Annotated in this window: 20 protein-coding genes and 2 tRNA genes; 13 read left to right on the top strand and 9 right to left on the bottom strand. The window is 72.7% G+C overall.

The annotated features are described in order from the left end of the window. Positions 1-97: 97 nt before the first annotated feature. Positions 98-1111, top strand: a complete 1014-nt coding sequence (gene ligD, locus ACQB60_RS06855; protein ID WP_496924919.1) for a non-homologous end-joining DNA ligase — start codon at positions 98-100, stop codon at positions 1109-1111. 21 nt (positions 1112-1132) lie between these two features. On the opposite strand, the gene ACQB60_RS06850 is transcribed toward ligD, so the two are convergent. After that, on the bottom strand, positions 1133-1933 hold the full coding sequence (locus tag ACQB60_RS06850; protein WP_496924918.1) for a class I SAM-dependent methyltransferase: 801 nt from the start codon (positions 1931-1933) through the stop codon (positions 1133-1135). 285 nt (positions 1934-2218) lie between these two features. Here ACQB60_RS06850 and ACQB60_RS06845 point away from each other — a divergent pair, with 285 nt between their 5' ends. Then, on the top strand, positions 2219-2767 hold the full coding sequence (locus ACQB60_RS06845; RefSeq protein ID WP_496924917.1) for a nitroreductase family deazaflavin-dependent oxidoreductase: 549 nt from the start codon (positions 2219-2221) through the stop codon (positions 2765-2767). A gap of 24 nt (positions 2768-2791) precedes the next feature. Here ACQB60_RS06845 and ACQB60_RS06840 read toward each other — a convergent pair whose 3' ends face one another. Beyond that, entirely contained in the window at positions 2792-3562 is a 771-nt protein-coding gene (locus ACQB60_RS06840) for an IclR family transcriptional regulator (RefSeq protein WP_496924916.1), read from the bottom strand. Positions 3563-3911: 349 nt separating this feature from the next. Between ACQB60_RS06840 and ACQB60_RS06835 the strand changes: the two genes are divergently transcribed. Continuing rightward, on the top strand, positions 3912-4964 hold the full coding sequence (locus ACQB60_RS06835; RefSeq protein WP_496924915.1) for a LacI family DNA-binding transcriptional regulator: 1053 nt from the start codon (positions 3912-3914) through the stop codon (positions 4962-4964). A 9-nt stretch (positions 4965-4973) separates the two neighbouring features. On the opposite strand, the gene ACQB60_RS06830 is transcribed toward ACQB60_RS06835, so the two are convergent. After that, the gene (locus ACQB60_RS06830) at positions 4974-6197 is read right to left on the bottom strand and encodes a glycoside hydrolase family 64 protein (protein ID WP_496924914.1); all 1224 of its coding nucleotides are present in this window, start codon (positions 6195-6197) and stop codon (positions 4974-4976) included. A gap of 206 nt (positions 6198-6403) precedes the next feature. On the opposite strand from ACQB60_RS06830, the gene ACQB60_RS06825 reads away from it, so the two are divergent. From ACQB60_RS06825 to ACQB60_RS06805, 5 genes are all read left to right on the top strand, one after another. Then, positions 6404-7207, top strand: a complete 804-nt coding sequence (locus tag ACQB60_RS06825; RefSeq protein ID WP_496924913.1) for a VOC family protein — start codon at positions 6404-6406, stop codon at positions 7205-7207. 135 nt (positions 7208-7342) lie between these two features. Continuing rightward, positions 7343-8056: a helix-turn-helix transcriptional regulator gene (locus ACQB60_RS06820; RefSeq protein ID WP_496924912.1), complete on the top strand. Its 714-nt coding sequence runs from the start codon at positions 7343-7345 to the stop codon at positions 8054-8056. A gap of 65 nt (positions 8057-8121) precedes the next feature. Next, on the top strand, positions 8122-8550 hold the full coding sequence (locus ACQB60_RS06815; RefSeq protein ID WP_496924911.1) for a hypothetical protein: 429 nt from the start codon (positions 8122-8124) through the stop codon (positions 8548-8550). A gap of 58 nt (positions 8551-8608) precedes the next feature. Next, entirely contained in the window at positions 8609-8998 is a 390-nt protein-coding gene (locus ACQB60_RS06810; protein ID WP_496924910.1) for a cupin domain-containing protein, read from the top strand. 140 nt (positions 8999-9138) lie between these two features. Then, positions 9139-9387, top strand: a complete 249-nt coding sequence (locus ACQB60_RS06805; protein ID WP_496924909.1) for a WhiB family transcriptional regulator — start codon at positions 9139-9141, stop codon at positions 9385-9387. A 24-nt stretch (positions 9388-9411) separates the two neighbouring features. On the opposite strand, the gene ACQB60_RS06800 is transcribed toward ACQB60_RS06805, so the two are convergent. Then, complete coding sequence (locus ACQB60_RS06800; RefSeq protein WP_496924908.1) at positions 9412-11883, bottom strand: prenyltransferase/squalene oxidase repeat-containing protein; 2472 nt, start codon at positions 11881-11883, stop codon at positions 9412-9414. Positions 11884-11998: 115 nt separating this feature from the next. On the opposite strand from ACQB60_RS06800, the gene ACQB60_RS06795 reads away from it, so the two are divergent. The 4 genes from ACQB60_RS06795 (at position 11999) to ACQB60_RS06780 (ending at position 15142) form a co-directional block, all read left to right on the top strand. Further along, positions 11999-12069: transfer RNA gene (locus tag ACQB60_RS06795), tRNA-Gly, on the top strand. A gap of 226 nt (positions 12070-12295) precedes the next feature. Continuing rightward, positions 12296-13735, top strand: a complete 1440-nt coding sequence (locus ACQB60_RS06790; protein WP_496925623.1) for an SDR family oxidoreductase — start codon at positions 12296-12298, stop codon at positions 13733-13735. Beyond that, positions 13732-14988: a leucine-rich repeat domain-containing protein gene (locus ACQB60_RS06785; protein ID WP_496924907.1), complete on the top strand. Its 1257-nt coding sequence runs from the start codon at positions 13732-13734 to the stop codon at positions 14986-14988. Before ACQB60_RS06790 ends, ACQB60_RS06785 begins: the two co-directional genes overlap by 4 nt. Before the next feature lie 78 nt (positions 14989-15066). Continuing rightward, positions 15067-15142: transfer RNA gene (locus tag ACQB60_RS06780), tRNA-Trp, on the top strand. A gap of 89 nt (positions 15143-15231) precedes the next feature. On the opposite strand, the gene ACQB60_RS06775 is transcribed toward ACQB60_RS06780, so the two are convergent. The 4 genes from ACQB60_RS06775 to ACQB60_RS06760 all read right to left on the bottom strand — a co-directional run bounded on the left by ACQB60_RS06775 (position 15232) and on the right by ACQB60_RS06760 (position 21224). Then, a complete protein-coding gene (locus tag ACQB60_RS06775) occupies positions 15232-16203 on the bottom strand; it encodes an acyl-ACP desaturase (RefSeq protein ID WP_496924906.1) in 972 nt (323 codons plus the stop codon). Positions 16204-16339: 136 nt separating this feature from the next. Next, positions 16340-17116: a dimethylargininase gene (ddaH, locus tag ACQB60_RS06770; RefSeq protein WP_496924905.1), complete on the bottom strand. Its 777-nt coding sequence runs from the start codon at positions 17114-17116 to the stop codon at positions 16340-16342. A 117-nt stretch (positions 17117-17233) separates the two neighbouring features. Beyond that, complete coding sequence (locus ACQB60_RS06765; protein ID WP_496924904.1) at positions 17234-19546, bottom strand: ATP-binding cassette domain-containing protein; 2313 nt, start codon at positions 19544-19546, stop codon at positions 17234-17236. A 43-nt stretch (positions 19547-19589) separates the two neighbouring features. Then, the gene (locus ACQB60_RS06760) at positions 19590-21224 is read right to left on the bottom strand and encodes an ABC-F family ATP-binding cassette domain-containing protein (RefSeq protein WP_496924903.1); all 1635 of its coding nucleotides are present in this window, start codon (positions 21222-21224) and stop codon (positions 19590-19592) included. A 303-nt stretch (positions 21225-21527) separates the two neighbouring features. Between ACQB60_RS06760 and ACQB60_RS06755 the strand changes: the two genes are divergently transcribed. Beyond that, complete coding sequence (locus ACQB60_RS06755; RefSeq protein ID WP_496924902.1) at positions 21528-22226, top strand: GOLPH3/VPS74 family protein; 699 nt, start codon at positions 21528-21530, stop codon at positions 22224-22226. A gap of 104 nt (positions 22227-22330) precedes the next feature. Here ACQB60_RS06755 and ssgD read toward each other — a convergent pair whose 3' ends face one another. Next, positions 22331-22747, bottom strand: a complete 417-nt coding sequence (gene ssgD / locus ACQB60_RS06750; protein ID WP_496924901.1) for a spore wall synthesis regulator SsgD — start codon at positions 22745-22747, stop codon at positions 22331-22333. Positions 22748-22867 lie beyond the last annotated feature (120 nt).

Genomic DNA, 22867 nt, shown 5'->3' with positions numbered 1-22867 from the left:
GCTCTGATTCTCTGTCGTATCGGTAGGTATCGCCCGATTTCTTGGGCTGCTCTGTCCCGGTATGCGCTGTCTGTTCGTTGCGCCTAGCGTGGTGCGCATGGGTGCTGCGGTGGAGCTGGAGGCGGGGGAGCGGACGGTGCGCCTGTCCAGCCCGGACAAGGTCTTCTTTCCGGAGCGCGGGTTCACCAAGCTCGACCTCGCCCAGTACTACCTGGCGGTCGGCGACGGCATCGTGCGCGCCCTGAAGGACCGGCCCACGACCCTGGAGCGCTACCCGGACGGAGTGAGCGGCGAGTCCTTCTACCAGAAGCGCGCCCCCAAGAACCTCCCCGACTGGATCCCCACCGGCACCATCGCCTTCCCCAGCGGCCGCACCGCCGACGAGATCTGCCCCACCGAGGTGGCCGCCGTCATCTGGGCCGCCCAGTACGGCACCCTCACCTTCCACCCCTGGCCGGTCCGGCGCGACGACCCCGACCACCCCGACGAGCTCCGCCTCGACCTCGATCCGCAGCCGGGCACCGACTACGCCGACGCGGTCCGCGCGGCCCATGAACTCGCCGCCGTACTGGAGGAGTTCGGCGGCCTCAAGGGCTGGCCGAAGACGTCCGGCGGGCGCGGACTGCACGTCTTCGTGCCCATCGCGCCGCGCTGGACCTTCACCGAGGTGCGGCGCGCGGCGATCGCCTGCGGCCGGGAGCTGGAGCGGCGCATGCCGGACGCGGTGACGACCGCGTGGTGGAAGGAGGAGCGGGGGAGACGCATCTTCGTCGACTACAACCAGACGGCCCGCGACCGCACCATCGCCTCCGCGTACTCGGTGCGCGCCCGCCCGCACGCCCCCGTCTCGGCCCCGCTGCGCTGGGACGAGCTCGACGACGCCGTGCCGGAGGACTTCGACATCGCCACGATGCCCGCCCGCTACGCCCGGCTCGGCGACGTGCACGCCGACATGGAGAAGAAGGCGTACGACCTCGACGCCCTCCTTGCACTCGCCGACCGCGACGAGCACGACCGGGGCCTCGGCGATCTGCCGTATCCCCCGGAGTACCCGAAGATGCCGGGGGAGCCGAAGCGGGTCCAGCCGAGCAGGGCGCGCCACGACGACTGAAGGCAGGCCCCCCGTGGAACGTCAGCGTCCTTGAGGGCTTTCGCGCCGGAAGAGAGCCGCCCAGAGGAAGGGCTCGCCGAACCGCTCCGACGCGGGCCCCTCGTCGCGCATGCGGCGCAGCTCCACCTCGCTCAGGCCGGAGAAGATCCAGCGCAGCGACTCGGGCGTGTAGGCGAGCCCTCCGTGCAGGCGGGCGTCGCCGTAGAAGGCGGCGTCGGGCAGCTCGGACCCCATTCCCCCGGCAGCGAAGCAGCTCAGGGCAAGGACCCCGCCGGGTGCCAGGACCCGCTCCAGCAGGGCGAGATAGCTGACGCGGCGGTGCGGCGGCAGATGGTGGAAGCAGCCGGAGTCACAGATCACGTCGTACGGCCCGGCCAGCTCGGCCTCGGACGGCGTGCCGTCGCCGGACGGCGCGCCGCTCGCCGACATCGCGAAGGCGTCCCCGTGCAGGAACCGGATCCCGCCCGCCCCTGCGCCCGGAACACCCGCCTCCGCCGCACGCTCCCGCGCCCACGCCACCGCCGTGGCGGACAGGTCCACGGCGTCGACCTCGAAGCCCTGGGCGGCCAGGTGGAGGGAGTTGCGGCCGGGACCGCACCCCAGATCGAGGGCGCGTCCCCCTCGGGGCAGGAGCCCGCGCTCCCCGTACGAGACCAGGCTCTCGTCGGGCTTCGCCACGAAGAACGGGACCTCCTTGGAGCGGTCCGCGTAGAACGCGTCCCACCAGTCGGACCCCGCGTCCGTCCACCGGTCGGCCTCCGGTGCGAACAGCTCGTCCATGAGCTTCAGTACGTCGTCGACCGTACGGATGTTCCGGTCCATCCGGCCCCCTTTCGCAGTCCTCGAGCGGTCCTTGAACAGTCCTCGAACAGTCCTCGAAAGGTAGACCGGAATCCGGTGAAAGCCCAGGTCAGGGCGGATGCCCGGAAGGCTTCGACGGGCCGCTGCGGGGAGCGCGGGCCCGGGGCCGAAGGGGGCCGCCCCCACGCTCCCCGCGCGCCGCTCCCGGGTCCGCCGAGGGGCGGGACGGGGCCTTCCCCGGGCGCGCCCGGGTGACTTTCGGCGAGGATTTCGGCGAGGGGGGCCGACATGGGCGAGGAGGCCGGCATGGCAGAGGAACCGCAGCAGCCCGCGACAGGCACGGATGACGGTGTACGGCGGCCCGAACCGCTCACCGGATGGAAGCGGGCCGTGGCGCGCCTGCCCGTCCACGCGTACCGGCTGGGGCTCGGGCCGCTGTTCGGGAAGCGGCTGCTGCTCCTGGTGCACACCGGGCGCCGCTCCGGTGCGCCGCGGCGCGTGGTCATCGAGGTCGTGGCCCACGACGCGGAGCACCGCACCTGGACGGTCGCCTCCGGCTTCGGGCCCCGGGCCCAGTGGTACCAGAACCTGCGGCACACCCCACGGGCCACCATCCAGACGGGGCGCCGCTATCGCGCGGTCACCGCCCGCTTCCTCTCCCCGGAGGAGGGCGGCGAGGTCATGGCGGCCTACGCGCCCCGGCACCCGCGCGCCGCCCGCGTCCTGTGCGGCTACATGGGGTTCGAGACGGACGGCACGACCGAGAGCTTCCGGGCCGCGGGGCGGCGGATTCCCTTCGTACGCCTGAAGGAATGCGACCAGGCGGAAAGGTGGCGCGACGACGCGCGGCCGTGAGCGGATCGGTGCGGGGAGCGGTGCTCACGCCTCCGGGGCCCGGCGCTCCGCCGGCGGCAGGAGCAGCACCTCCAGGGCGCGGGCGCAGGCGCGGGCCTGGGCCAGGAACCACGGGGTGTTGGCGTCGGTGAGCAGCTCGGGGGCCGCGCGGACCGCGAGGGCGAAGCGGGCGTGGCCGCTGCGGTCGAGCACGGGGACCGCGAGGGTGCGCGTCTCTGGGGTCGACTCACCGACGGCGTGGGCATGGCCCTCCGTACGGATGTCGTCCAACTCCGCCTCCAGGGCGCCCGGTTCGGCGACGGGCGCGGCATCGCCGTCACCCGGGCGCGGCCAGGCCAGCAGGATTTTGCCGAGGGCCGTCGAGCGCAGCGGGCGGCGCAGCCCCACCTCGGGGGTGACCGGGCCGCCCGCCACGATCACCGCGTGCGGCCCGCTGCGCAGCGCCAGTTCGGCCGCCGCGCGGGTGCGCTCGGCCAGGTCGGCGAGTTCGGGAGCGGCCAGATGCAGACCGCGCTGGTGGTACGAGAGGCGGCCCAGCTCGGTCACGGTGGGGCCGAGGCGGTAGCGGGCCGTGCGCGCGTCCTGCTCCAGGAACCCGGCGCTCACGAGCGTGCGGGCGAGCCGGTGCGCCGTCGACGTGGACAGGCCGAGGCGGCGGGCCAGTTCGGACGCGCTCAGGTCGGGGCCGTTGTCGTGGAAGGAGTGCAGGACGTCCAGGGCGCGCTGGACCGCCTGGGATCCCGCGGGGGCCCGGCCCGGTGCGACGCTCTCCGGTATCCGCGCTGCTTGCGTCATGCCGTTCGTACTCCCCGTGGTCGCACTCCCCGTGATCCTGCACTCGTGGGCACGCTCCCGCGCGCGCCCACGGGCCCCGGCCTCACCAGCCGCGCCGTCCCCCGGAATGTCCCCATGAATCCTCCATGACGCCCGCCCCGGCAACAATGTCCGTTCCGGACACCCTCCGCCGCCCCCGCTGTCCGATTCCCGCCGTCGCGCCGGTCCCGCGCCGGTCCCCCGTCGATCGCGTGCGGGCCCTGGCCCAGGGCCCGGATCGGCGATCGGCTCCGGGCCGGGCGATCTCGGCGTCCGCCTCCTGCCGCTACGCTGGCGCCCGACCGTGTCCCCGGCCGCCGAGGAGCCGCAGGTGCCGCAGGAGCGACCCACTCTGGAGGCCGTGGCCGTCCGCGCGGGCGTGTCCCGGGCCACCGTGTCCCGCGTCGTCAACGGCGACGAAGGGGTGCGCGAGTCGCTCGCGGAAAAGGTCAGAGCCGCGGTCAAGGAGCTCGGATACGTGCCCAACCGCGCCGCCCGCAGCCTCGTCACCCGGCGCCACGACGCGGTCGCCGTCGTCATCGCGGAGCCGGAGACCCGGGTCTTCGCCGATCCGTTCTTCGCTCTCCAACTGCGCGGCATCAGCAAGGAGTTGACGGCCCGCGACGTCCAGCTTGTGCTGCTGCTCACCGAGGGCAGGGCCGACCACGAGCGGGTCGGGCGCTATCTCGCGGGCGGCCACGTGGACGGCGCCCTGGTCTTCTCGCTGCACCTCGACGACCCGCTTCCGGCCATCATCGAGGCCGCGGGGGTGCCCACTGTGTTCGGCGGGCGCCCCGGCTGGACGACGGAGACCGGGACCGCCACGGGGGCCACGGGCGCCGCCGGCCCCTCCTACGTGGACGTCGACAACCGCGGCGGCGCCCGCGAGGCCGTGCGCCACCTCGTCTCCCTCGGCCGCACCCGCGTCGCCCACATCACCGGCGCCCTCGACCAGACGTCGGCGGCCGACCGGCTCGACGGGTACCGCGACGTGGTCGGGGACGCGGCCGCCGGACTCGTCGCGCACGGCGACTTCACCCCGGCGGGCGGCGAGCGCGCGATGCGGGAACTCCTCGCCCGCGCACCCGAGTTGGACGCCGTGTTCGCGGCCAACGACCTCTCGGCCGCCGGGGCCCTGCGGGTGCTGCGGGAGCACGGGCGGCGGGTGCCGCAGGACGTGGCGGTGGTCGGCTTCGACGACATGCTGCCGGTCGCCGAGCAGACCGACCCGCCACTGACGACGGTCCGTCAGGACATCGAGGAGATGGGCCGGTTGATGGCCGCCCAACTGCTGCGGCGGGGCCGGGGGACCGGCACGGAGGAAGGTGCCGGACCCGCAGGCGTCGTGCTGCCGACGGCGCTGGTGCGCCGCGCCTCCGCGTAGCGAGGGCTCTTACGAGCCCACGCTCACCGTGAACCGCCGCGGGTTGCCGTCGAACGCCGCCCCCGACACGTCCGGCTGGCCGTCCGGGCGCACGTCGTCGTACGGGAATGCGTACCCGATCGGGGAGTTGGCGTGCACGACGCGCGACCAGTGGTTGGTGACGGCGTCCTTGTAGTAGTCGCCGGACGTCGTCCCGTTCGGCTGCTCGGGGTGGGTGAGCATGATGCTCCGGTTGAACCCGGCGGCGAGGCGGGCGAGCAGGCCCTTTTTGTCGTCGGGGTCGTTCGGGTTGTTGGCGAACGGCCCGTGGTTGCAGGTGAAGATGTCCTTCGAGGTGGGCTTGGCGAAGGTGTGGCCGCCGTCGAAGGTGAGCGTGTCGCCGCTGACCCGGCCCGTGCGCACGCCGCGCCCGCCCTGGAGGTCGATCTTCAGGTCGGTGCCGCGGTACTTCTCCCAGACCTGGTCGATGTACGCGTTCCAGTAGTCGCGGAACGGCATGCGGTCGGGGTCGCCGAAGTAGGGCGCCATGAGGTTCTGCGGGGAGATGACGCGCAGCACGCCGCCGTCGCCCTTGATGACGAGCTTGTCCCAGGGCTGGCCGTCCTTCGCGGCCTGCGCGGCGAGGTCGCTCGCGATCTTGTCGACGGCGCCGTCCGGGAGCGCCTTCACGGTGTGCGTGGCGTCGCCCTCCAGGGTCAGCCCGATGGGCAGGGCGGTGACCAGGTCGACGTAGCTGATGTTGGCGTACAGCTGCTGCGGGTTGAAGGTGAACTCGCAGAACGACCACGTGCGCTTGTAGTTGGGGTCCTCGGGTGTGGCGAAGGCGGGCTCCACGAGGGCCGGGCCGGGGTTGAGGAAGAAGTCGAGCTTGTCGTCCCGGACGAAGTAGACGCGGGCGCCGTACATCTGAGGGAGGGTCAGGACCTTCGGGTCCGAGCCCGCGGCGCCGAGCGGGATGGCGCAGTCGACGGGCAGCGGGGTCTGCGGGGCCGAGGGGGAGTCGGGCCGGTAGACGCCGCCGTCGGGCTTGAGCAGCACCCAGCGGTCGGTGCCCTGTTCGTGCCCGGTGACATAGGCGTGCACCTGGCCGGGCAACGAGGCGTTGCGCAGGGCGAGTTCACAGGTGGCGGGGGCGGCCTGGGCGCCGGGGCTGAGGGCGCTGCCCCAGGCCGGGTAGGAGAGGGCGCCCGCGGTGGCGGCCGTTGCGGTCAGGAATGCGCGGCGCGATATCACGGAGGACTCCTGAAGAGTGTGGGGGGATGTGGGGGGGTGGGGATTGCGGTGCCCCACTGTTCCGAGGGCCCGCAGTGCCGTCAAGAGTTGTGACTGAGAGCGCTCTCAGAAACTTCGAGCCTTTACAAAATGGCGGGTCACGCCATTGTCAGTGCCGAGTGCCAGACTCTTCAGCACGGAAGTGAGATGCGACAAAGGAGTCGATCATGCTCAATCCCACGTACCTCACGGGCGCCCCGGTCTGGGTGGATCTGGGCACACCTGACCTCCAGGCGGCGGCGGTGTTCTACGGCGGCCTGCTCGGCTGGGAATTCGAGCAGGGCGCCCCCGAGTTCGGCGGCTACAGCCTGTTCAAGCTGGAGGGCCAGTCGGTCGCGGGCGCCATGACGGTTCCCCCGGAGGAAGGCGCCCCCGCCTGGTCGACGTACTTCAAGACGCCGGACGCCGACGCGACGGCCAAGGCGGTCGAACAGGCCGGTGGCGGCGGCACGTTCGGGATCATGGACGTCGCGGACCTCGGCCGCATGGCCGGTTTCACGGACGCGACGGGCGTCCCGTTCTCCGTCTGGCAGCCCGGCACCAACCACGGCCTCGGCGTCATCAAGCAGACCGGCGCCCTCACCTGGAGCGAGCTCTACACCCCGGACGTCCCGGCGGCGCTCGCCTTCTACCGCTCGGTCTTCGGGTGGAACGCGTACGAGGTCCGCATGAGCGAGGAGTACACGTACACCACGGTGAATCCGGGCGAGGGCACCCAGGACGACATGTTCGGCGGCGTCGCCGACGTGGCGGACGACCCCATCGAGCAGCAGGCGGGCGCCTATTGGCTGCCGTACTTCGCGGTCGACGACTGCGCGGCGGCCGTGGCCAGGGCCCGGGAGCTCGGGGCCACGGTCCGGGCGGAGCCGATGAGCGTCCCCGGGGCGGGCGACATCGCCAAGCTCGCCGACCCGCAGGGCGCGCGCTTCGCGCTGATCAAGCCGGACCCGTCGGGAGCGCCCGCGGGCTGAGGGAGCACTGGGGTCCGCGGACCGGCAGTGGGCCCCGGCTCAGGCCCCCGGCTTCGGGCTCGGGTGCCCCCGGGCCCTTGGTCCCTGACCTTTGACTCTGGAATTTACGTGATGGGGGTCGCGTATATTCATGACATGACCGAAATGACCGGTAAGGGCAGCGAAGCCGCCGAGCGCGTTCACCGTGCGCTCGCCGTTCCTTCCAGACGGCGTCTGATGTCCCAGCTGCGGGAGGCGGACGGCCTGCTCGGCGTGGACGAGCTGGCGGCTGCCACCGGTCTTTCGGCCGCGACCGTCCGGCATCACCTGGCCTCCCTGGCCGATGCCGGACTGGTCAGGGCCACCACGGTGGCGGGCCCGGGGCGCGGACGGCCGAAACTTCGCTACGTGGCCGTCCGCGCCGCCCCCGGCGCACCTGCCGCACCCGTCGCCCCCGCGGAGCACGCCGACCACGACCTCGCGGCCGCGCTCGCCGAGGCCCTCGCCGCGCACGCGGACGCGAAGCCCGCGGCGCGCGCGGCGGGCCGCGACTGGGGCCACGCGCTCGTGGCGTCGGGCGCACCGGCACCGGCACAGGCCGACACCCCCGCCACCACCTGGGGCCGCGTCTTCGCCCACGCGGCACGCAGCGGCTTCGAGCCCGAAGAGGCCCCGGCGCCCGACGGCACACGCAGGGTCCTGTTGCGCGGCTGCCCCTACCGCGACCTGGCCCGCGCCCGCCCCGAGGTCATCTGCTCCGTCCACCAGGGCGTCCTCGACGGGCTCCTGGACGGCACCGGAACCGAAGCGGAGCTGCGCCCCTTCGTGGGCCCCGAGCTCTGCCGCGCGGACCTCCGCACCACCACCTGACCCACAGCAGAACCGCACGACCACACCCGAACCACCCCCCCCCGCACCGCACAAGGAGGACCGCCGTGTTCCCCATCAGCATCGGCACGCAGTACATCCGCGGCGACATGCCCGTCGTCCGCATCGACCCGCAGGGCGGCCCCTTCAAGGAGCTCGCCGCCGCCCGCATCCAGCTCCTGGCCGAGACCGACCTGGAGGCCCACGCCTACGACGAGTCGGAGGTGCTGCTCACCTCGGTCGCCGGCGAGGTGGAGGTCGGCGACCCGGGCCGGGGCACCGTCCGCGTCGGGCCCGGCGCCTGCGTGATGGTGCCGCGCGGCGAGATGTTCACGCTCGCCAACCGCACCGACCGCCCCGCCACGGTCCTCGCCGTCCTCACCCGGAGCGACTTCGTCGACAACCTCCCCCGGCCGCGCGCCACCCCCACGGAGCCCGTCGCCTCCGTGACCCCGCTGAACCGCCTCCGGCGCCGCGCCCACGCGGTCGCCGCCTGAGCCGCCCCCCGTCCCCCTCCCGAAGGCTCACCCCTCTCAACTCCCCTAAGGAACACCCATGTTCGGCATGACCCTCGACACCACCCGGCCGACCGGCGAGTCCGGCCACGCGCTGCGCCTCGACCCGGAGAGCGGTCCCTTCAAGGAGCTCGCCGCCGTCCGCATCACCGTCCCGGCGGACGGCGTGATACCCGCGCACAGCCACGGCGCCTCCGAGCTGCTCCTGACCGGCGTCAGCGGGACCGTCGAGGCGGCCTGTGCCTGTGGTACGAAGACGGTGACGCCCGGCAGCTTCGCGATGCTGCCCGCGGGCAAGGAGCTCACCCTGACCAACCAGGGATCCGAGGAGGCGACCCTCCTCGCGGTGTTCTCCCAGAGCGAGTTCACGGAAAATCTTCCGCGCGCCGCCTCGCGGGGCTGTGGCTGCCAAGGGCACCATGGCGCCTGACGCGAAGCCCGAGCCGACTCGGGCACGAGGGCGCCGATGCGGGCCCCGTACGGTCAGCGGGGCGGGCCCGTTCGGGCAGCCGGTGCGGCGTTGATCGTTCGTTGATCGATTGTTTTTCCCGCCCTGTCAGCATCGGCCGCATGCAGACCGACATCACCACCGTGACCGAAGCCGCCTGGCAGGAGCAGGCGCTGTGCGCGCAGACCGGCCCCGACTTCTTCTTCCCCGAGCCCGGCAGCTCGGTGCGCGAGGCCAAGCTCATCTGCGAGCTGTGCGAGATGCGCACGGCCTGCCTCGAGTACGCGCTCGCCAACGACGAGCGGTTCGGCGTCTGGGGCGGCCTCTCCGAGAAGGAGCGGTACGCCCTCAGACGCCGGCCGTCGCTGTAGGGATCAGCGCGAGGAGCATCGGGGTCAGTCGTACTCCACCGTGAACTGCCGCGTCCCGGCGGGCACATGGACGTCGTCGCCGGAGACCGGCAGCGCGCGTCCGTCCGCCGTCGCGGCCCGCACCGTGCCGAAGCGGCACGGATACACGTAACGGACCTGGCCGGGCGCCTCGCCGATCTCGACGGTGACGCGCCGCCGGCCCGCGTCGTGCCGCAGCCGGTAGCCGAACGGCGAGCCGAACAGGGTCGGGGCCCCGGCCACCGCCACCGACTCGCCGTCCGGCACCCAGTGCGGGCGGACGCCCGGGGCCACGTACAGATGCGGGTCGTGGTCCTCGTCCGCCTCGAAGAACAGGATGTCGCGGATCAGGAGCAGATACTCGGCGGCCGCCCAGCCGTGCGGGATGTCGCCCATGTACCAGTGGTGCGCGGGCACTTCGTGGAAGTCCGAGGCGATCGGGAACGCGTGCTGCTCGTTCCACGCGCCGAGCGCCACCGCCCGGTCCTCGGTGCGCGGCAGCGAGGCCGCGACGGTCCAGCCGAGCAGCGCGTCCATCCGCGCCGGGTTCCCGGCCAGCAGATACGCGTGCGCCAACTGCATCGTGAGGTAGGGGCCGTACGCGTTCCAGGCCGCCTCGTGGCGGAAACCGCCGGTCACGAAGTGCGCGTACATCGTGTCGAGCGTGTACCGCGCCGCCCGCTCCACATCGGGGCCCAGCTTGCTGCCCATGTGCAGCCGCAGCGGATGGAAGTACGCGGCCGTGCCGATCATCGTCGAGTCGAGCCGCCCGACGTCGCCGGGTCCGGTCGGGATGTACGTCTCCCACGACCCGCGCCGGCGCTGCTCGTCGAGCACCCACCGCACGCTCGCCGCTGTCGCGGCCTTCAAGTCGTCGAAGGCGCCCCACAGTTCGGGCACGTCGGGGGAGCCGATGCGCTCCGCGAGCCGCGCCGCCTCGTACAGCCCGGCGAGCCCCCAGAAGTCGTCCCAGTAGTGCGGCTTGTCGCGCTCCCCGAGGTGCTCCGCGCTCCAGCCGCTGTGCAGCAGCCCGTACGGGTCGCGGTTGTCGCGCAGCCAGCGGGCCGCGTCCACGACGTACGGCGAGTACATCTTCGCGCCGAAGGCCGCGCCCCGGCCCCGCGTGCGGTCGAAGCGGCCGATGGCCCACAGGGCCTGGCCGTTGCTGTCCCACTCGCGGTCGTCCTTCTCGTGCGGGCCGCCGTAGAAGCCGTACTCGGCGCACGGCCCGATCCGGCCGCCGCCCCGGTTGAACTTCAGCGGGTAGTGCGTGCCCAACTGGTGCTCGGCGAGCGCCTGGTCGCCCACGAGGGAGCAGGCGGTGGCCTCCACCGAGGAGTCCCGGATCCAGAACGAGTCGTACACGGTCGGACCCGGGTGGATCTCACCATTGTCGGAGAGGATGAGCAGCTGCGAGCGGGCCTGCCGGAAGTGGTCCGCCAAGTGCTGGACGGGAGGCGGGAATTCGGGCTGTACGCCCTGCCCGAGAAGCTTGTCCGTCCAGAACGCCCGGTTGGCGGACTCCAGTTCATCGGCCGGGGTTCCGCGCAGCTCGGCCAGGTCGGCGGCGCCGCTGTACAGATCGACGGGCAGCCGCACGTCCAGCGAGAACACCTCGTCGCCCACGACCCGGTACGGCCACGCGAACGCCGCGCTGCACAGCCCCGCGACCTGGTCCTGTGCCTCCACGGCACCGTTCAGCTTGCCGCTCATGACGAGGTCGTGGAACGGGCTGTGCGCCAGATATAGCTCCGGGTCGGTGCCGAACTCGCCGTTCCCGTACACCCCGAAGCTCTCCGGCGGGGTGTCGAAGACCGGGCCCCAGCCACTGTTGGTCTCCACCCGCGCCTCCTGCGTCAGATGCCGCAGATAGGTGAGCCGCCGGTCGGTGATCTCCCGCCCGTTGCGGTCGTGCCGCTGGAAGCCGCTCGGCCCCGCGGGCATGACGGCCGCACACAGCAGGCCCTCGCGCGGCTGCCCGCTCGGGCTGCCCACGGTGAGCCGCGTCACCACGAGGTCCCGCTGCCGCGCCCCGATCGCGGTCCCGAAGGTGCGCTGCACGAACTCCACGCCGTCCGCGGTGCGGAACGTCGTCAGGACCACGGGCAGATGCGCCGCCTCCACGCGCTGGGCGACCTCACCGCCGTCCAGGAGCTGCGGCAGATGCAGGGCGCCCGTCGCCGGGTCGAAGAGGAAGAAGGACAGACAGTACTTGTCGTAGACCGGCTCGATCTCGCCCGCCTGCCCGATCAGGGACTCCTGCCGGTGGTCCTTCACCCCGACCATGTGCCAGTACCGGTACAGCGCGTTCGAGGCGAACGCCGCCTCCTTGGAGTCGTACGTGCCGGCGTCGAAGTCGTCGCTCCACCGCCGGAACGCCTGCTGGGCCCACCACGGAACCGGATAGGGCACCCGCGCCCTGCCCGCCCAGCCGCGCCACATGACCTCGTAGAACATCCACTCGTGGGTCTGCGCCATGGGTTCCACCCCCTGGGCCCAACATGGCACCGGGGGCACCGCTCGTAAATCGGTGCGACCGGACGGGCGGACGACGTATACGATCCGGGGGCGCGCCCTCGTGGTGCGTGTGGGTGTCCCGTAGAGCAGAGGCAGACTCGCCGCCTTGCCAGGGCGGATACGCCGGTTCGAATCCGGTCGGGACCACGGAGCGTGCGGGGCGCGGGCGCGCTGGGCACGGAGAAGTCGGAACACGGGGACGTACGGGTAACTCATGGGCGGGATCGGCGAGTCGGGCAGGGCCGGAGGAGTCGAGAGGGCCGGCGTGCGAGTCGAGGCGGGGGCGGCCGTCGAGTCCGGGGCGGGCTTGCGGGACGACGCGGGCGTCGAAGGTGGCGCGGGCTCGAAGGCCGACGCGGGCGCCGGGGCCGCCGTGCCCGATGGGGCCGTACACACCGGCCGTGTCACCGACGAGGAGCTCGCCGCCTTCCACCGCACCGTCGGCGCCTTGCGGGCGCTGCCCGTCGACGACCCCGTGCGGCTGCGCGCCGAGCAGGTCGCCGCGTCCTTCGCCCGGGACGGGCGTCTGCGACGGCGCAAGGCGCGGGGAGCCGAACTGTCGGCGGCCGACGCGGCGGTGATGGCCGCGACCGCGACGGGAGCGCACGACCGCCGCCCGGACGCGCCGCTTCAGGTGCCGCCCCCGACGCCGCCCCCGACGTCGGGGGCGAGCATCGACGGCGAGCGCGGAGGCGGAGCCGGGAGCGGGCCCGGAGCCCCACCCGGGCGCGAGTTCCGCCGCCCCCGCCCCTGCTATGTCTGCAAGTCCTCCTATCGACAGGTCGACGCCTTCTACCACCGGCTCTGTCCCGACTGTGCGAGCGACAACCGTGCCATGCGCGCCCTGACGACCGACCTCACCGGGCGCCGAGCCCTGCTCACCGGCGGCCGCGTCAAGATCGGCTTCCAGCTCGCCCTGATGATGCTGCGCGACGGCGCGGAGCTCCTCGTGACCAGCCGCTTCCCGCACGACACGCTGCGCCGCTTCCGCGCGGAGCCGGGCAGCGAGCGCTGGCTGCACCGCCTGACGATCCTGGCGGTGGACCTGCGCGACCCCCGCCAAGTCCTCGGCTTGTGCGCCGAGTTGAGGAGCTCGGGCGAACCGCTGGACATTCTCGTGAACAACGCGGCGCAGACGGTGCGACGGCCGCCCGAGTCCTATGCGCTCCTGGCCTCCGGAGAGGCACGCGAACTGCCCGCCGGGGCGCGCGGCGCGCCGGGCTTCCGCCCCATGGCCGAGCTCACGGGCACGGCACCCGCCGCCCACCAGGGAGCGCTCGCCCTCGTCCTGCGCGAGGCCGACGAGGCGGGCCTGCTGCCCGACCCCGCACCGCGGAACTCCTGGTCGGCCCGGCTCGGCGAGCTCGACCCGGCGGAGGTCCTGGAGACCCAGCTCGTCAACGCGCTCGCCCCCGCACTGCTCTGCGACCGCCTCCTCCCGCTCCTGCTGGCGTCCCCGCACCCCCGCCGCTACGTCGTGAACGTGACCGCCGTGGAGGGCCGCTTCGCGGTGCGCAACAAGACGGCCGGACACCCGCACACGAACATGGCCAAGGCCGCCCTGAACATGCTGACCCGCACCAGCGCCGCCGAACTCGCCGCACAGGGGGTCCACATGTGCGCCGTCGACACGGGCTGGATCACCGACGAGAACCCGGAGCCAAGGCGCGACCGGATCGCGCGGGCGGGCTTCCGCACCCCCCTCGACGTCGTGGACGGCGCGGCCCGCGTGTACGACCCGATCGTGCGGGGCGAGGCGGGGGCGCCGGTGTCGGGAGTGTTCCTCAAGGACTATCGGGAGGCGGCGTGGTGAACGATGGATCGCCGCAGGGCGGGGGCTTCGCCGGGGTGCCCCGCGTCGTGCCCCGCCCGGGTGCCGACCTGGAGCCGCTGCTCGACTGGCTGCGCGGGGGCCGGCCGGTGGGGGAGCGGCTCGACTTCACCGCGGGCACCGCCCTGCCGGACGGGCGGCTCGACCTGTGCAAGCAGGCCCTCGGCGCGGAGGGGGCCGCGCGGGTCGCCGCCGCGCTCCGTGACGCGGGGCGGGAGCGTGACGCGGGGCGGGGGCATGGCGCGGGGCGTGGTCCTGACGCGGGGCAGGGGCCTGAATCAGGGCGGAGGAAGCCCGAAGAGCACTTCGCCGTACGGCACTTGCTGCTCGGCACCGACGCCCTCGGCGACGAGGGCGCCGCCGCGGTCACCGGCGTGCGGGGCGTCGAGACGCTCTACCTCGGCTGCAACAACATCACGGCGGGCGGCGCCTGCCGCATCGCGGACCAGCTGCGGGCCTCCCCGCAGGTTGTCACCGGCGTCTGGCTCAAGCGCAACCCCTTGGGCGCGGACGGCGGCCGGGCGGCGGCCCGACTCGTCGACGCCGCACGGACGTTGCGCACGCTCGACCTCGTCCAGACGGGCCTCGACGCGGCCGGGCTCGCCGTCCTCGCCGACGCGCTGCTCGCCGCCGCCGACGGCGGGCGGCGCGTGGAGCGGCTCTTCCTCGGCGGCAACCCGCTCGGCGTGGCCGGGGCCGCGCCGCTCGCGGAGCTGATCGCCGCGGGCGCGGTGTCCGAACTCTACGTATCGGCGGCGCAGTTGGGGGACGGCGGGGCGCTGCTGCTCGCCGAGGGGCTGGCGCGTGCGCCGCACGCCGCGCTCGGCCGCCTCTCCGTCGCGAGCAACGGCATCGGGCCGCGCGCCGCCGCCCGCCTCACCCAGGCCGCCACGGCGGCGGGGGCCGAACTCCTCGACCTGGGGCGGGTCCGCGCCGCCCAGGTGCTCGGCGCCCGCGACAACCACGTCGACGCGGGGGCGGCCGCCGCCGTCGCCGAGGCGCTCGCCGCCGGTGAGCACCGCCTGGCGCACCTGGTCCTCACGCACACCGGCCTGCGCAGTCGCGGGGCGCACCGGCTCCTCGACACGGCGGAACGGGCCGTCACACCCACCCGGTTCGTGCTCGGGCAGGGCGTCGCGGCCAGCATCAAGCGCCGCCTGGCCGCCTTCAGCGCGGACGTCCCGGCTCCGGCGGTCCCCGCGGACGTGGCGGCCGTGCGCAGCGTCCACCGCTGAGCGGCCAGGAAAGACCGGTCGGCAACGACCGGCCGGCAACGACCGGCCAGGACCGACCGGTTAGGGTCTGCGGCAAGGGCGGGGCCGTAGCGCAGAGGCAGGCGCGCCGGTCTCCAAAACCGGAACACGCTGGTTCGAATCCAGCCGCCCCGCCCCCCTCGACAAGGCGGCAGCCCCGCCCCCTCGACAAGGCGACAGCCCCACCCCTCCGAGAAGGGGCGGGGCCGGGGAAAGGGCTGCGCTCTACGCCTTGCGCGCGGCCATCCGCGCCTTCCGCGCCGCGAGACGCTCGTCGAACTTCGACGCCTCGGCGTCCAAGCCACCCATGAAGAGGCCGAGTTCCTCCTGGGCCTGCCGCCCCTCGGGACCCAGGCCGTCGATCTCCATGACCTTCAGGAAGCGGAGAACCGGCTGCAGCACGTCGTCGTGGTGGATGCGGAGGTTGTAGACCTCGCCGATCGCCATCTGCGCCGCCGCCCGCTCGAATCCCGGTATGCCGTGGCCCGGCATGCGGAAGTCGACGACCACGTCGCGCACGGCCTGCATCGTGAGGTCGGGCGCGAGCTCGAAGGCGGACTTCAGGAGGTTCCGGTAGAAGACCATGTGCAGGTTCTCGTCGGTCGCGATGCGCGCCAGCATCCGGTCGCAGACGGGGTCGCCCGACTGGTGACCGGTGTTGCGGTGCGAGATGCGGGTCGCGAGCTCCTGGAAGGCGACGTACGCGATCGAGTGCAGCATCGAGTGGCGGTTGTCCGACTCGAAGCCCTCGCTCATGTGCGACATGCGGAAGGCTTCGAGCTTGTCGGGGTCGACCGCGCGCGAGGCGAGCAGGTAGTCGCGCATCACGATGCCGTGGCGGCCCTCCTCGGCCGTCCAGCGGTGCACCCACGTGCCCCAGGCGCCGTCGCGCCCGAAGAGCGTGGCGATCTCGTGGTGGTAGCTGGGCAGGTTGTCCTCGGTCAGGAGGTTGACGACGAGGGCGACCCGGCCGATCTCGGTGACCTGGGACTGCTCCTTCTCCCAGGCGACACCGTCCTCGAACTGGCCGGGGAAGTTACGGGCGTCGGAGAACGGAACGTACTCGTGCGGCATCCAGTCCTTGGCGATCTTCAGATGCCGGTTGAGCTCCTTCTCGACCACTTCTTCCAGCGCGTACAGCAACCGGGCGTCGGTCCAGCTGTCCGCGGCGGAGAGATGGGCGGAGGTGATCGTCACGGGGGCTCCAGGGGGACGGGAGTTCTTGCTCGGCAGGCGCAGGAGCGCCGCCGCGCGCACGAGCGGGTACGCACGGCTTACCTACGGCCACGTAGGTTACGTTGCCGTAGGTTAAGCCCCCGATAAAGGGTCCCGGTCACACGTAGAGCTCTCTGAGCCGGACTGAGAGACAGGTCACACAGCCTTCGAGCTTCTCGAACTCGCCGATGTCCACCACAACCGGCTCATATCCGAGGTCCGCGAACAGCTCCGCGCTCTTCGGCGCGCTCGCCGAGAGCAGCAGCCGGCCGCCGCCGAGCAGCACCACGTGCGAGCCCGCCTCCTCCGGGACCGGCAGGAAGCGGGGGAACAGGGACGGGGCGTCGACGAGGGGTGCGTAGCCGATCACCGTCCCGTCCGGCAGCGCCGTCACCGCCGACTTCAGGTGCAGGACCGTACTCACGGGTACGGTCACGATCCGGGCGCCGAGCGGCTCGAAGACGGCGCGGAGCTGGCGGATCCCGGCGCCGTTCGTCCGGCCGCCCTGCCCGACGTACAGGGTGTCGCCGATCTTCAGGACGTCGCCGCCGTCCAGCGTCCCGGGCTCCCAGATCCAGTTGACCGAGCAGCCGAGACGGCCCACGGTCTCCTCCACCGCCGCCGCCTCGCCCCGCCGGGGTTCGGCGCCGGAGCGGGCGATGAGCGCCACGTTCCGGAACATCACCACCGCGTCCTCCACGAACACGGCGTCCGGGCAGTCGTCGGCGGGCTCCACCTCGACGGTCTCCCAGCCGTGCGCCCGCAACGCCCCGACGTAACCCTCCCATTGGGTGAACGCCCGGCCGACGTCGACGGGAGTGCGTTCGAGGTGGGTCACCAGGCCCTCGGGGAGACGGGGTCCCGGGCGGCGGACGAGGGCCTTCTGACTGGGCACGGGCGGTCTCCGTCTCGACGGGGGCGATGGGGGCGATGTGAGCGAGGGGAGGAGCGGGGCGTACGGGCACGCCCGTACCCCGTCGGCCCGCGCTTCATGCGGAGCGCGACGCCCCGGTCACGCGGCGCGCGCCGTGCCCCGGCCGAGATCGCGCCGTAGATGCTCCGCCGTGAACGAGCCCTCCGCCTCGGCCAGTTGGGCCGGGGTCCCCTCGAACACGATCCGGCCGCCGTCCCTGCCGCCCTCCGGACCCAGGTCGATCACCCAGTCCGCGTGCTTGACGACCTCCAGGTTGTGCTCGACGACGAGCACCGTGTTGCCCGCGTCGACCAGCCGGTCCAGCATCGCGAGCAGCCCGTCCACGTCCGTCATGTGCAGCCCCGTGGTCGGCTCGTCCAGGACGTACGTCGCGCCCGTGCGGTGCAGTTGGGTGGCGAGCTTGATGCGCTGGCGCTCGCCGCCGGAGAGGGTGCTCAGGGGCTGGCCGAGCGTGAGGTACGTCAGGCCCACGTCCCGCAGCGCGCGCAGCCGCCGCCGTACGGACGCGTCGCCCAGCTCGGCGAAGAAGTCGAGCGCCTGCCCGGCCGTCATCTCCAGGACGTCCACGACGGAGCGCCCGCGCACGGTCAGCGCGCGCACCTCCTCCTTGAAGCGGCGGCCCTCGCACGCCTCGCAGGTCGTGGTGACCGGGTCCATGAACGCCAGGTCGCTGTAGATGATCCCGCGCCCCTGGCAACGCTCGCACGCGCCATGGGAGTTGAAGCTGAACAGCCCCGCCCGCGTGCCGGTCTCCTTCGCGAACACCTTCCGCACGGTGTCCATGATTCCGAGATACGTCGCCGGGGTGGACCGGCCCGAGATGCCGATCGACGACTGGTCGACCACCACCGCGTCCGGGTGGGCCCCGACGAAGGCGCGGGACACGAGGGTGCTCTTGCCGGAGCCCGCGACGCCCGTCACCGCCGTGAGCACGCCGGTCGGCACCCGGACGCTCACCTCCTTGAGGTTGTGCAGATCCGCGCCCTTCACCCAGCGGCCGCCGGTGGCCTCGCGCGGGCGGGCCTTGACGCCCGTGGTGCGCCGCAGCCCGCGCCCGGTGAGCGTGTCCGCGCCGCGCAGCTCGTCCGGCGTGCCCTCGAAGACGACGTGCCCGCCGCCCGCGCCCGCCGCCGGACCCATGTCCACGACGTGGTCGGCCACCGCGATCACATCCGGGTCGTGCTCGACGACCAGCACGGTGTTGCCCTTGTCGCGCAGGCGCAGCAGCAGGTCGTTCAGGCGGCCCACGTCGCGCGGGTGCAGCCCGACGCTCGGCTCGTCGAAGATGTACGTCATGCCGGTCAGGCTGGAGCCCAGGTGCCGCACCATCTTGAGCCGTTGGCCCTCGCCGCCGGAGAGCGTGGACGTCTCCCGGTCCAGGCTGAGATAGCCGAGCCCGATGGCCTCGATGCGTTCGAGAGCGGTCACGGCGGCGGCCGCGATCGGGCCCGCCACCGGGTCGTCGATCCGCCCGAGCACCCGGATGAGGTCGGTGACCTCCATCCGCGAGTGGTCGGCGATGCCGAGCCCGTCGATGCGCGCGGCGAGCGCGGCGGCGTTCAGGCGCGCGCCCCCGCACGCCGGGCAGCGGCCCTCCACCAGGAAGCCGTGCACCATGTCCCGGGTCCTCTGCGCGAGCGTCGACAGGTCGCGGTTGAGGTAGAGCCGCTCGAAGCGGTCGGCGAGCCCCTCGTAGTCGATGTCCCGGGAGCCGCCGGTGTTGTCGACGTTGACCTTGCCGGCCGCCTTTCCCCTTCCGCCGCCGCGGAGCAGGAACTCCCGCTCCGCGGCGGTGAATTCACCCACCGGCTTGTGGGTGTCCAGGTCGGTGGTGTTGGTGTACGTCTGGCCCTGCCAGGTCCCCGCGGCGAACGGCGGGAACAGGATCGCGCCGTCCGCCAGGGACCTGGCGGGGTCGAGGATGCGGTCGTAGTCGGGCCGGACCGTCCTGCCGAGCCCGTCGCACTCCGGGCACATGCCGCTCGGGTCGTTGAACGAGTACGCCGTCGCCCCGCCCGCGCTCGGCGTTCCGTACCGCGAGAACAGCACCCGGATCACTCCGTAGATGTCGGTCATCGTGCCGACCGTGGAGCGGGAGTGGCCGCCGATCGGCTTCTGGTCGACGACGATCGCGGGCGCCAGGTCCTCGATGGCGTCCGCGTGCGGCCGCTCGTACTTGGGCAGCCTGTTGCGCACGAACCACGTGAACGTCTCGTTGAGCTGGCGCTGCGACTCGACCGCGATCGTGTCGAAGACGACCGACGACTTCCCCGAGCCCGACACCCCGGTGAAGACCGTGAGACGGCCCTTCGGGATGCGCAGGCTCACTTCTTGGAGGTTGTTCTCCCGGGCTCCGGCGAGGGTGATGTATCCATGGATGTCCTGGTGCATACACGCGAAGCTAACCGGCATACCAGACAGCTTCTGTCGTGTTTTACCGAGTGATCTCCCTCGTCTCCTCCTGGCTGATCTCCTTCACCTCCCCGTCGAGCAGCAGCCACCGCGTGATGCCGATGGACTCCAGGAACGGCATGTCGTGGCTGGCCACGATCAGTGCGCCCTCGTAGGACTCCAGGGCGGACGACAGCTGCTTCACGCTGGCCATGTCGAGGTTGTTCGTCGGCTCGTCGAGCATGAGCAGCTGCGGCGCGGGCTCCGCGAGCAGCAGCGCCGCCAGCGCCGCGCGGAACCGCTCGCCGCCCGACAGGGTCCCGGCCCGCTGGTCGGCCCGCGCCCCCTTGAACAGGAAGCGGGCCAGGCGCGCCCGGATCCGGTTGTAGGTGGCCTCGGGGGCGAACCGCGCCACGTTCTCGGCGACGGTCAGCTCCGGGTCGAGCACATCGAGCCGCTGCGGCAGGAACCGCAGGGGCACATGTGCCTCGGCCACGCCCTCGACCGGTTCGAGCTCGCCCGCGATGGTGCGCAGGAGCGTCGTCTTGCCCGCTCCGTTGCGGCCGATCAGCGCGACCCGCTCGGGTCCGCGCAGCCAGAACTCGCCGTCCACGCGCGCCCCGTAGCGCAGCGAGAGCTCCCTGAGGGTGAGCACGTGGCGGCCCGGGTGGACCAGCGTGTGCGGCAGGTCGACGCGGATCTCGTCGTCGTCCCGCACCGCCTCGACGGCGTCGTCCAATCGCTCCTTCGCCTCGGCGAGCTTCTCCTGGTGCATGATGCGGTGCTTGCCCGCCGACTCCTGGGCGGCCCGCTTGCGGGCACCCATGACGATCTTCGGCTCGCGCTTCTGGTCCCACATCTTCTGGCCGTACCGCTTGCGGCGGGCCAACTTGACCTGGGCATCGGCCAGTTCGCGCTTCTGCTTCTTCAGATCGGACTCGGCGACCCGCACCATCCGCTCGGCCGCCTCCTGTTCGGCGGCGAGCACCTCCTCGTACGCGGAGAAGTTCCCGCCGTACCAGGTGACCTCGCCGTCGCGGAGATCGGCGATGTGGTCGACCCGGTCCAGGAGTTCACGGTCGTGGCTGACCACGACCAGGATGCCCGGGAAGGCTTCGACGGCGGCGTACAGGTGCCGGCGCGCGTACAGGTCGAGGTTGTTGGTCGGCTCGTCGAGCAGGAGCACGTCGGGCCGCCGCAGCAGCAGCGCGGCCAGGCGGAGCAGCACCGACTCGCCGCCCGAGACCTCGCCGATGGTGCGGTCCAGGTCCAGGGCGCCGAGGCCGAGTTCGCCGAGGGTCGCGAGCGCGCGCTCCTCGACGTCCCAGTCGTCGCCGACGGCGGTGAAGTTCGCCTCGCTCGCGTCGCCCGCCTCGATGGCGTGCAGCGCGGCGCGGGCCCCGGCGATGCCGAGCGCCTCGTCCACGCGTACGGCCGTGTCGAGCGTGACGTTCTGCGGCAGATGGCCGACCTCGCCCATGGCCTTCACGGCGCCCTCGGCGGGCACGAGCTCCCCGGCGAGCAGCTTCAACAGGGTTGACTTCCCTGAGCCGTTGACACCGATGAGACCGGTCCTGCCGGGGCCGAAGGCGACCTGCAGCCCCTCGAAGACAGGGGTGCCGTCCGGCCAGGAGAAGTCGAGCGACGTGCAGGAGAGAGAGGTGGGGTGGGTAGACATACGGGCCTCGCGGTTGCGTCGGTGCGATCAAGGGCAACGCGTGGGGACACCGCGGGCAGGGGCCGGAGGATCCGGGAAAAGAAAGAAGGCCCTGCGCCGGGGGACGGCTCGAATGCCGAGGTCACACGCAACGCACGCAGCGAAGAGGGCTGCGCAACGCGGTGTCCACTGACCTCAGACGAGCAACGTCCTTCTCCTATCGACGGCAACAGAACCGCTGTACAGCGTAGGGGGGACCGGCCGCCGCCGTCAACGCAATAGTGTGGCCGCCGGTCCTGACCACCGGCCCACGCAGGAGGTTCCATGCCCTACGGCTCGCTCTCGCTGCCCGCGCGGCTCTATCTGCTCGCCGCGAACCCGGCGAAGGGGAGGGTCAGCGCGAGCATGGACCTCGACGTGGTGGTGCGCGCCTGCGCTCTCGCGGAGCTCGCCCAGCGCGGCTTCATAGCGGAGGTGAACGGCATCGTCACTCCGGTCCTCGGCGCCCGCACGGGAGACCCGGTGCTCGACGAGCTGATGGAGCTCATCGAGGAGTCACGCCCGAAGGGATGGCGGCCCTGGATGACCCATCGGTCCAGGGCGACGCTGGAGGCGGTCCGCGACGGCCTGGTGGCCGGGGGATATCTGCGGGTGGTCCGAGTGAAGCGGCTCGGCGTCTTCCCCGGGCGCCGCCACGAGCTGGAGCGGGCGGGCTACGTGGAACTGCTGCAGGGGGAGGCGCTCGCCGTCCTGCGCCGGTCCGAAGGGGGCTCCGAAGGGGTCGACGCGGTGCCGGTGGACGACGCGGCACTCGTGGTCATCGCGTCCACGGGAGCGATCCGGACGCTCGTGCGGGGCCTGGACCACTGGCGGTACAAGGAGCGGCTCGAGGAGCTCGCCGCCCGCGCGGGTGCGGAGCGGGCCGGGCTGCCGGAGGCGCTGGCGAATCTGCGCAAGGCGCTGAAGCGGGCACTTGCGGCGCGGTCGGCGGCTCGGGACTCCGGCGGCGGAGGGGGCGGCTGACCCCCCGCGGCGGGTGCCGTGTGTCAGCCGTGCCTCAGCGGTCGTGCGCGGTCGTGGTCCGGGCGTGCCTCAGCGGTCGTGCGCGGTCGTCGTCCGGGCGTGCCTCAGCACGCGTCCCGCATCAGGTCGGCCAGGTGCCCGTCCAGGTCCACGTGCAGATGCTCCTGGCCCCCCGGAACGAGGGCCAGGGTGCGGTGCAGGAAGCGGCGCAGGTCGCCGGTGCGGATGTGCACGATGGCCGTGCCCTCGGGGGCGTGGAACTCCACGACCGTGCGGTCGAATCCGTACGGGCGCACGCGCACGTCCCCGTCGCCGACCGGCTGCTCCACCCCGTGGACGAGCAGTTCGCGGGCGAAGGTCCAGTACACCTCGATGCCCTCGAGGGTGGCGGGAGCGGGGAAGCTCATGCGGACCGCGTACGGGTCCGACTGCGCGTAGTGCAGGGTCGCGGGAATGGTGGGCATCCGTGGCGCGGCGGCGACCAGGCGGGCCTCAACGGCTTGCTCAATGACGGTGGACAACGCCTGCTCCCTTAGGTGACGGCTGGACCTGGCACTTTCATAGACGTAGGAAAAGCGGAATCCGTGCACGCGAGAACCGAGTGACCTGTGTCACCGATGGTGAAACAGTGCTGCCGCACC

The sequence above is a fragment of the Streptomyces odontotermitis genome (genome assembly GCF_050510915.1).
GTDB lineage: Bacteria > Actinomycetota > Actinomycetes > Streptomycetales > Streptomycetaceae > Streptomyces.
The sequence above is the reverse complement of the archived record's forward strand: the minus strand, read 5'-3'. Positions and strand labels throughout refer to the sequence as shown.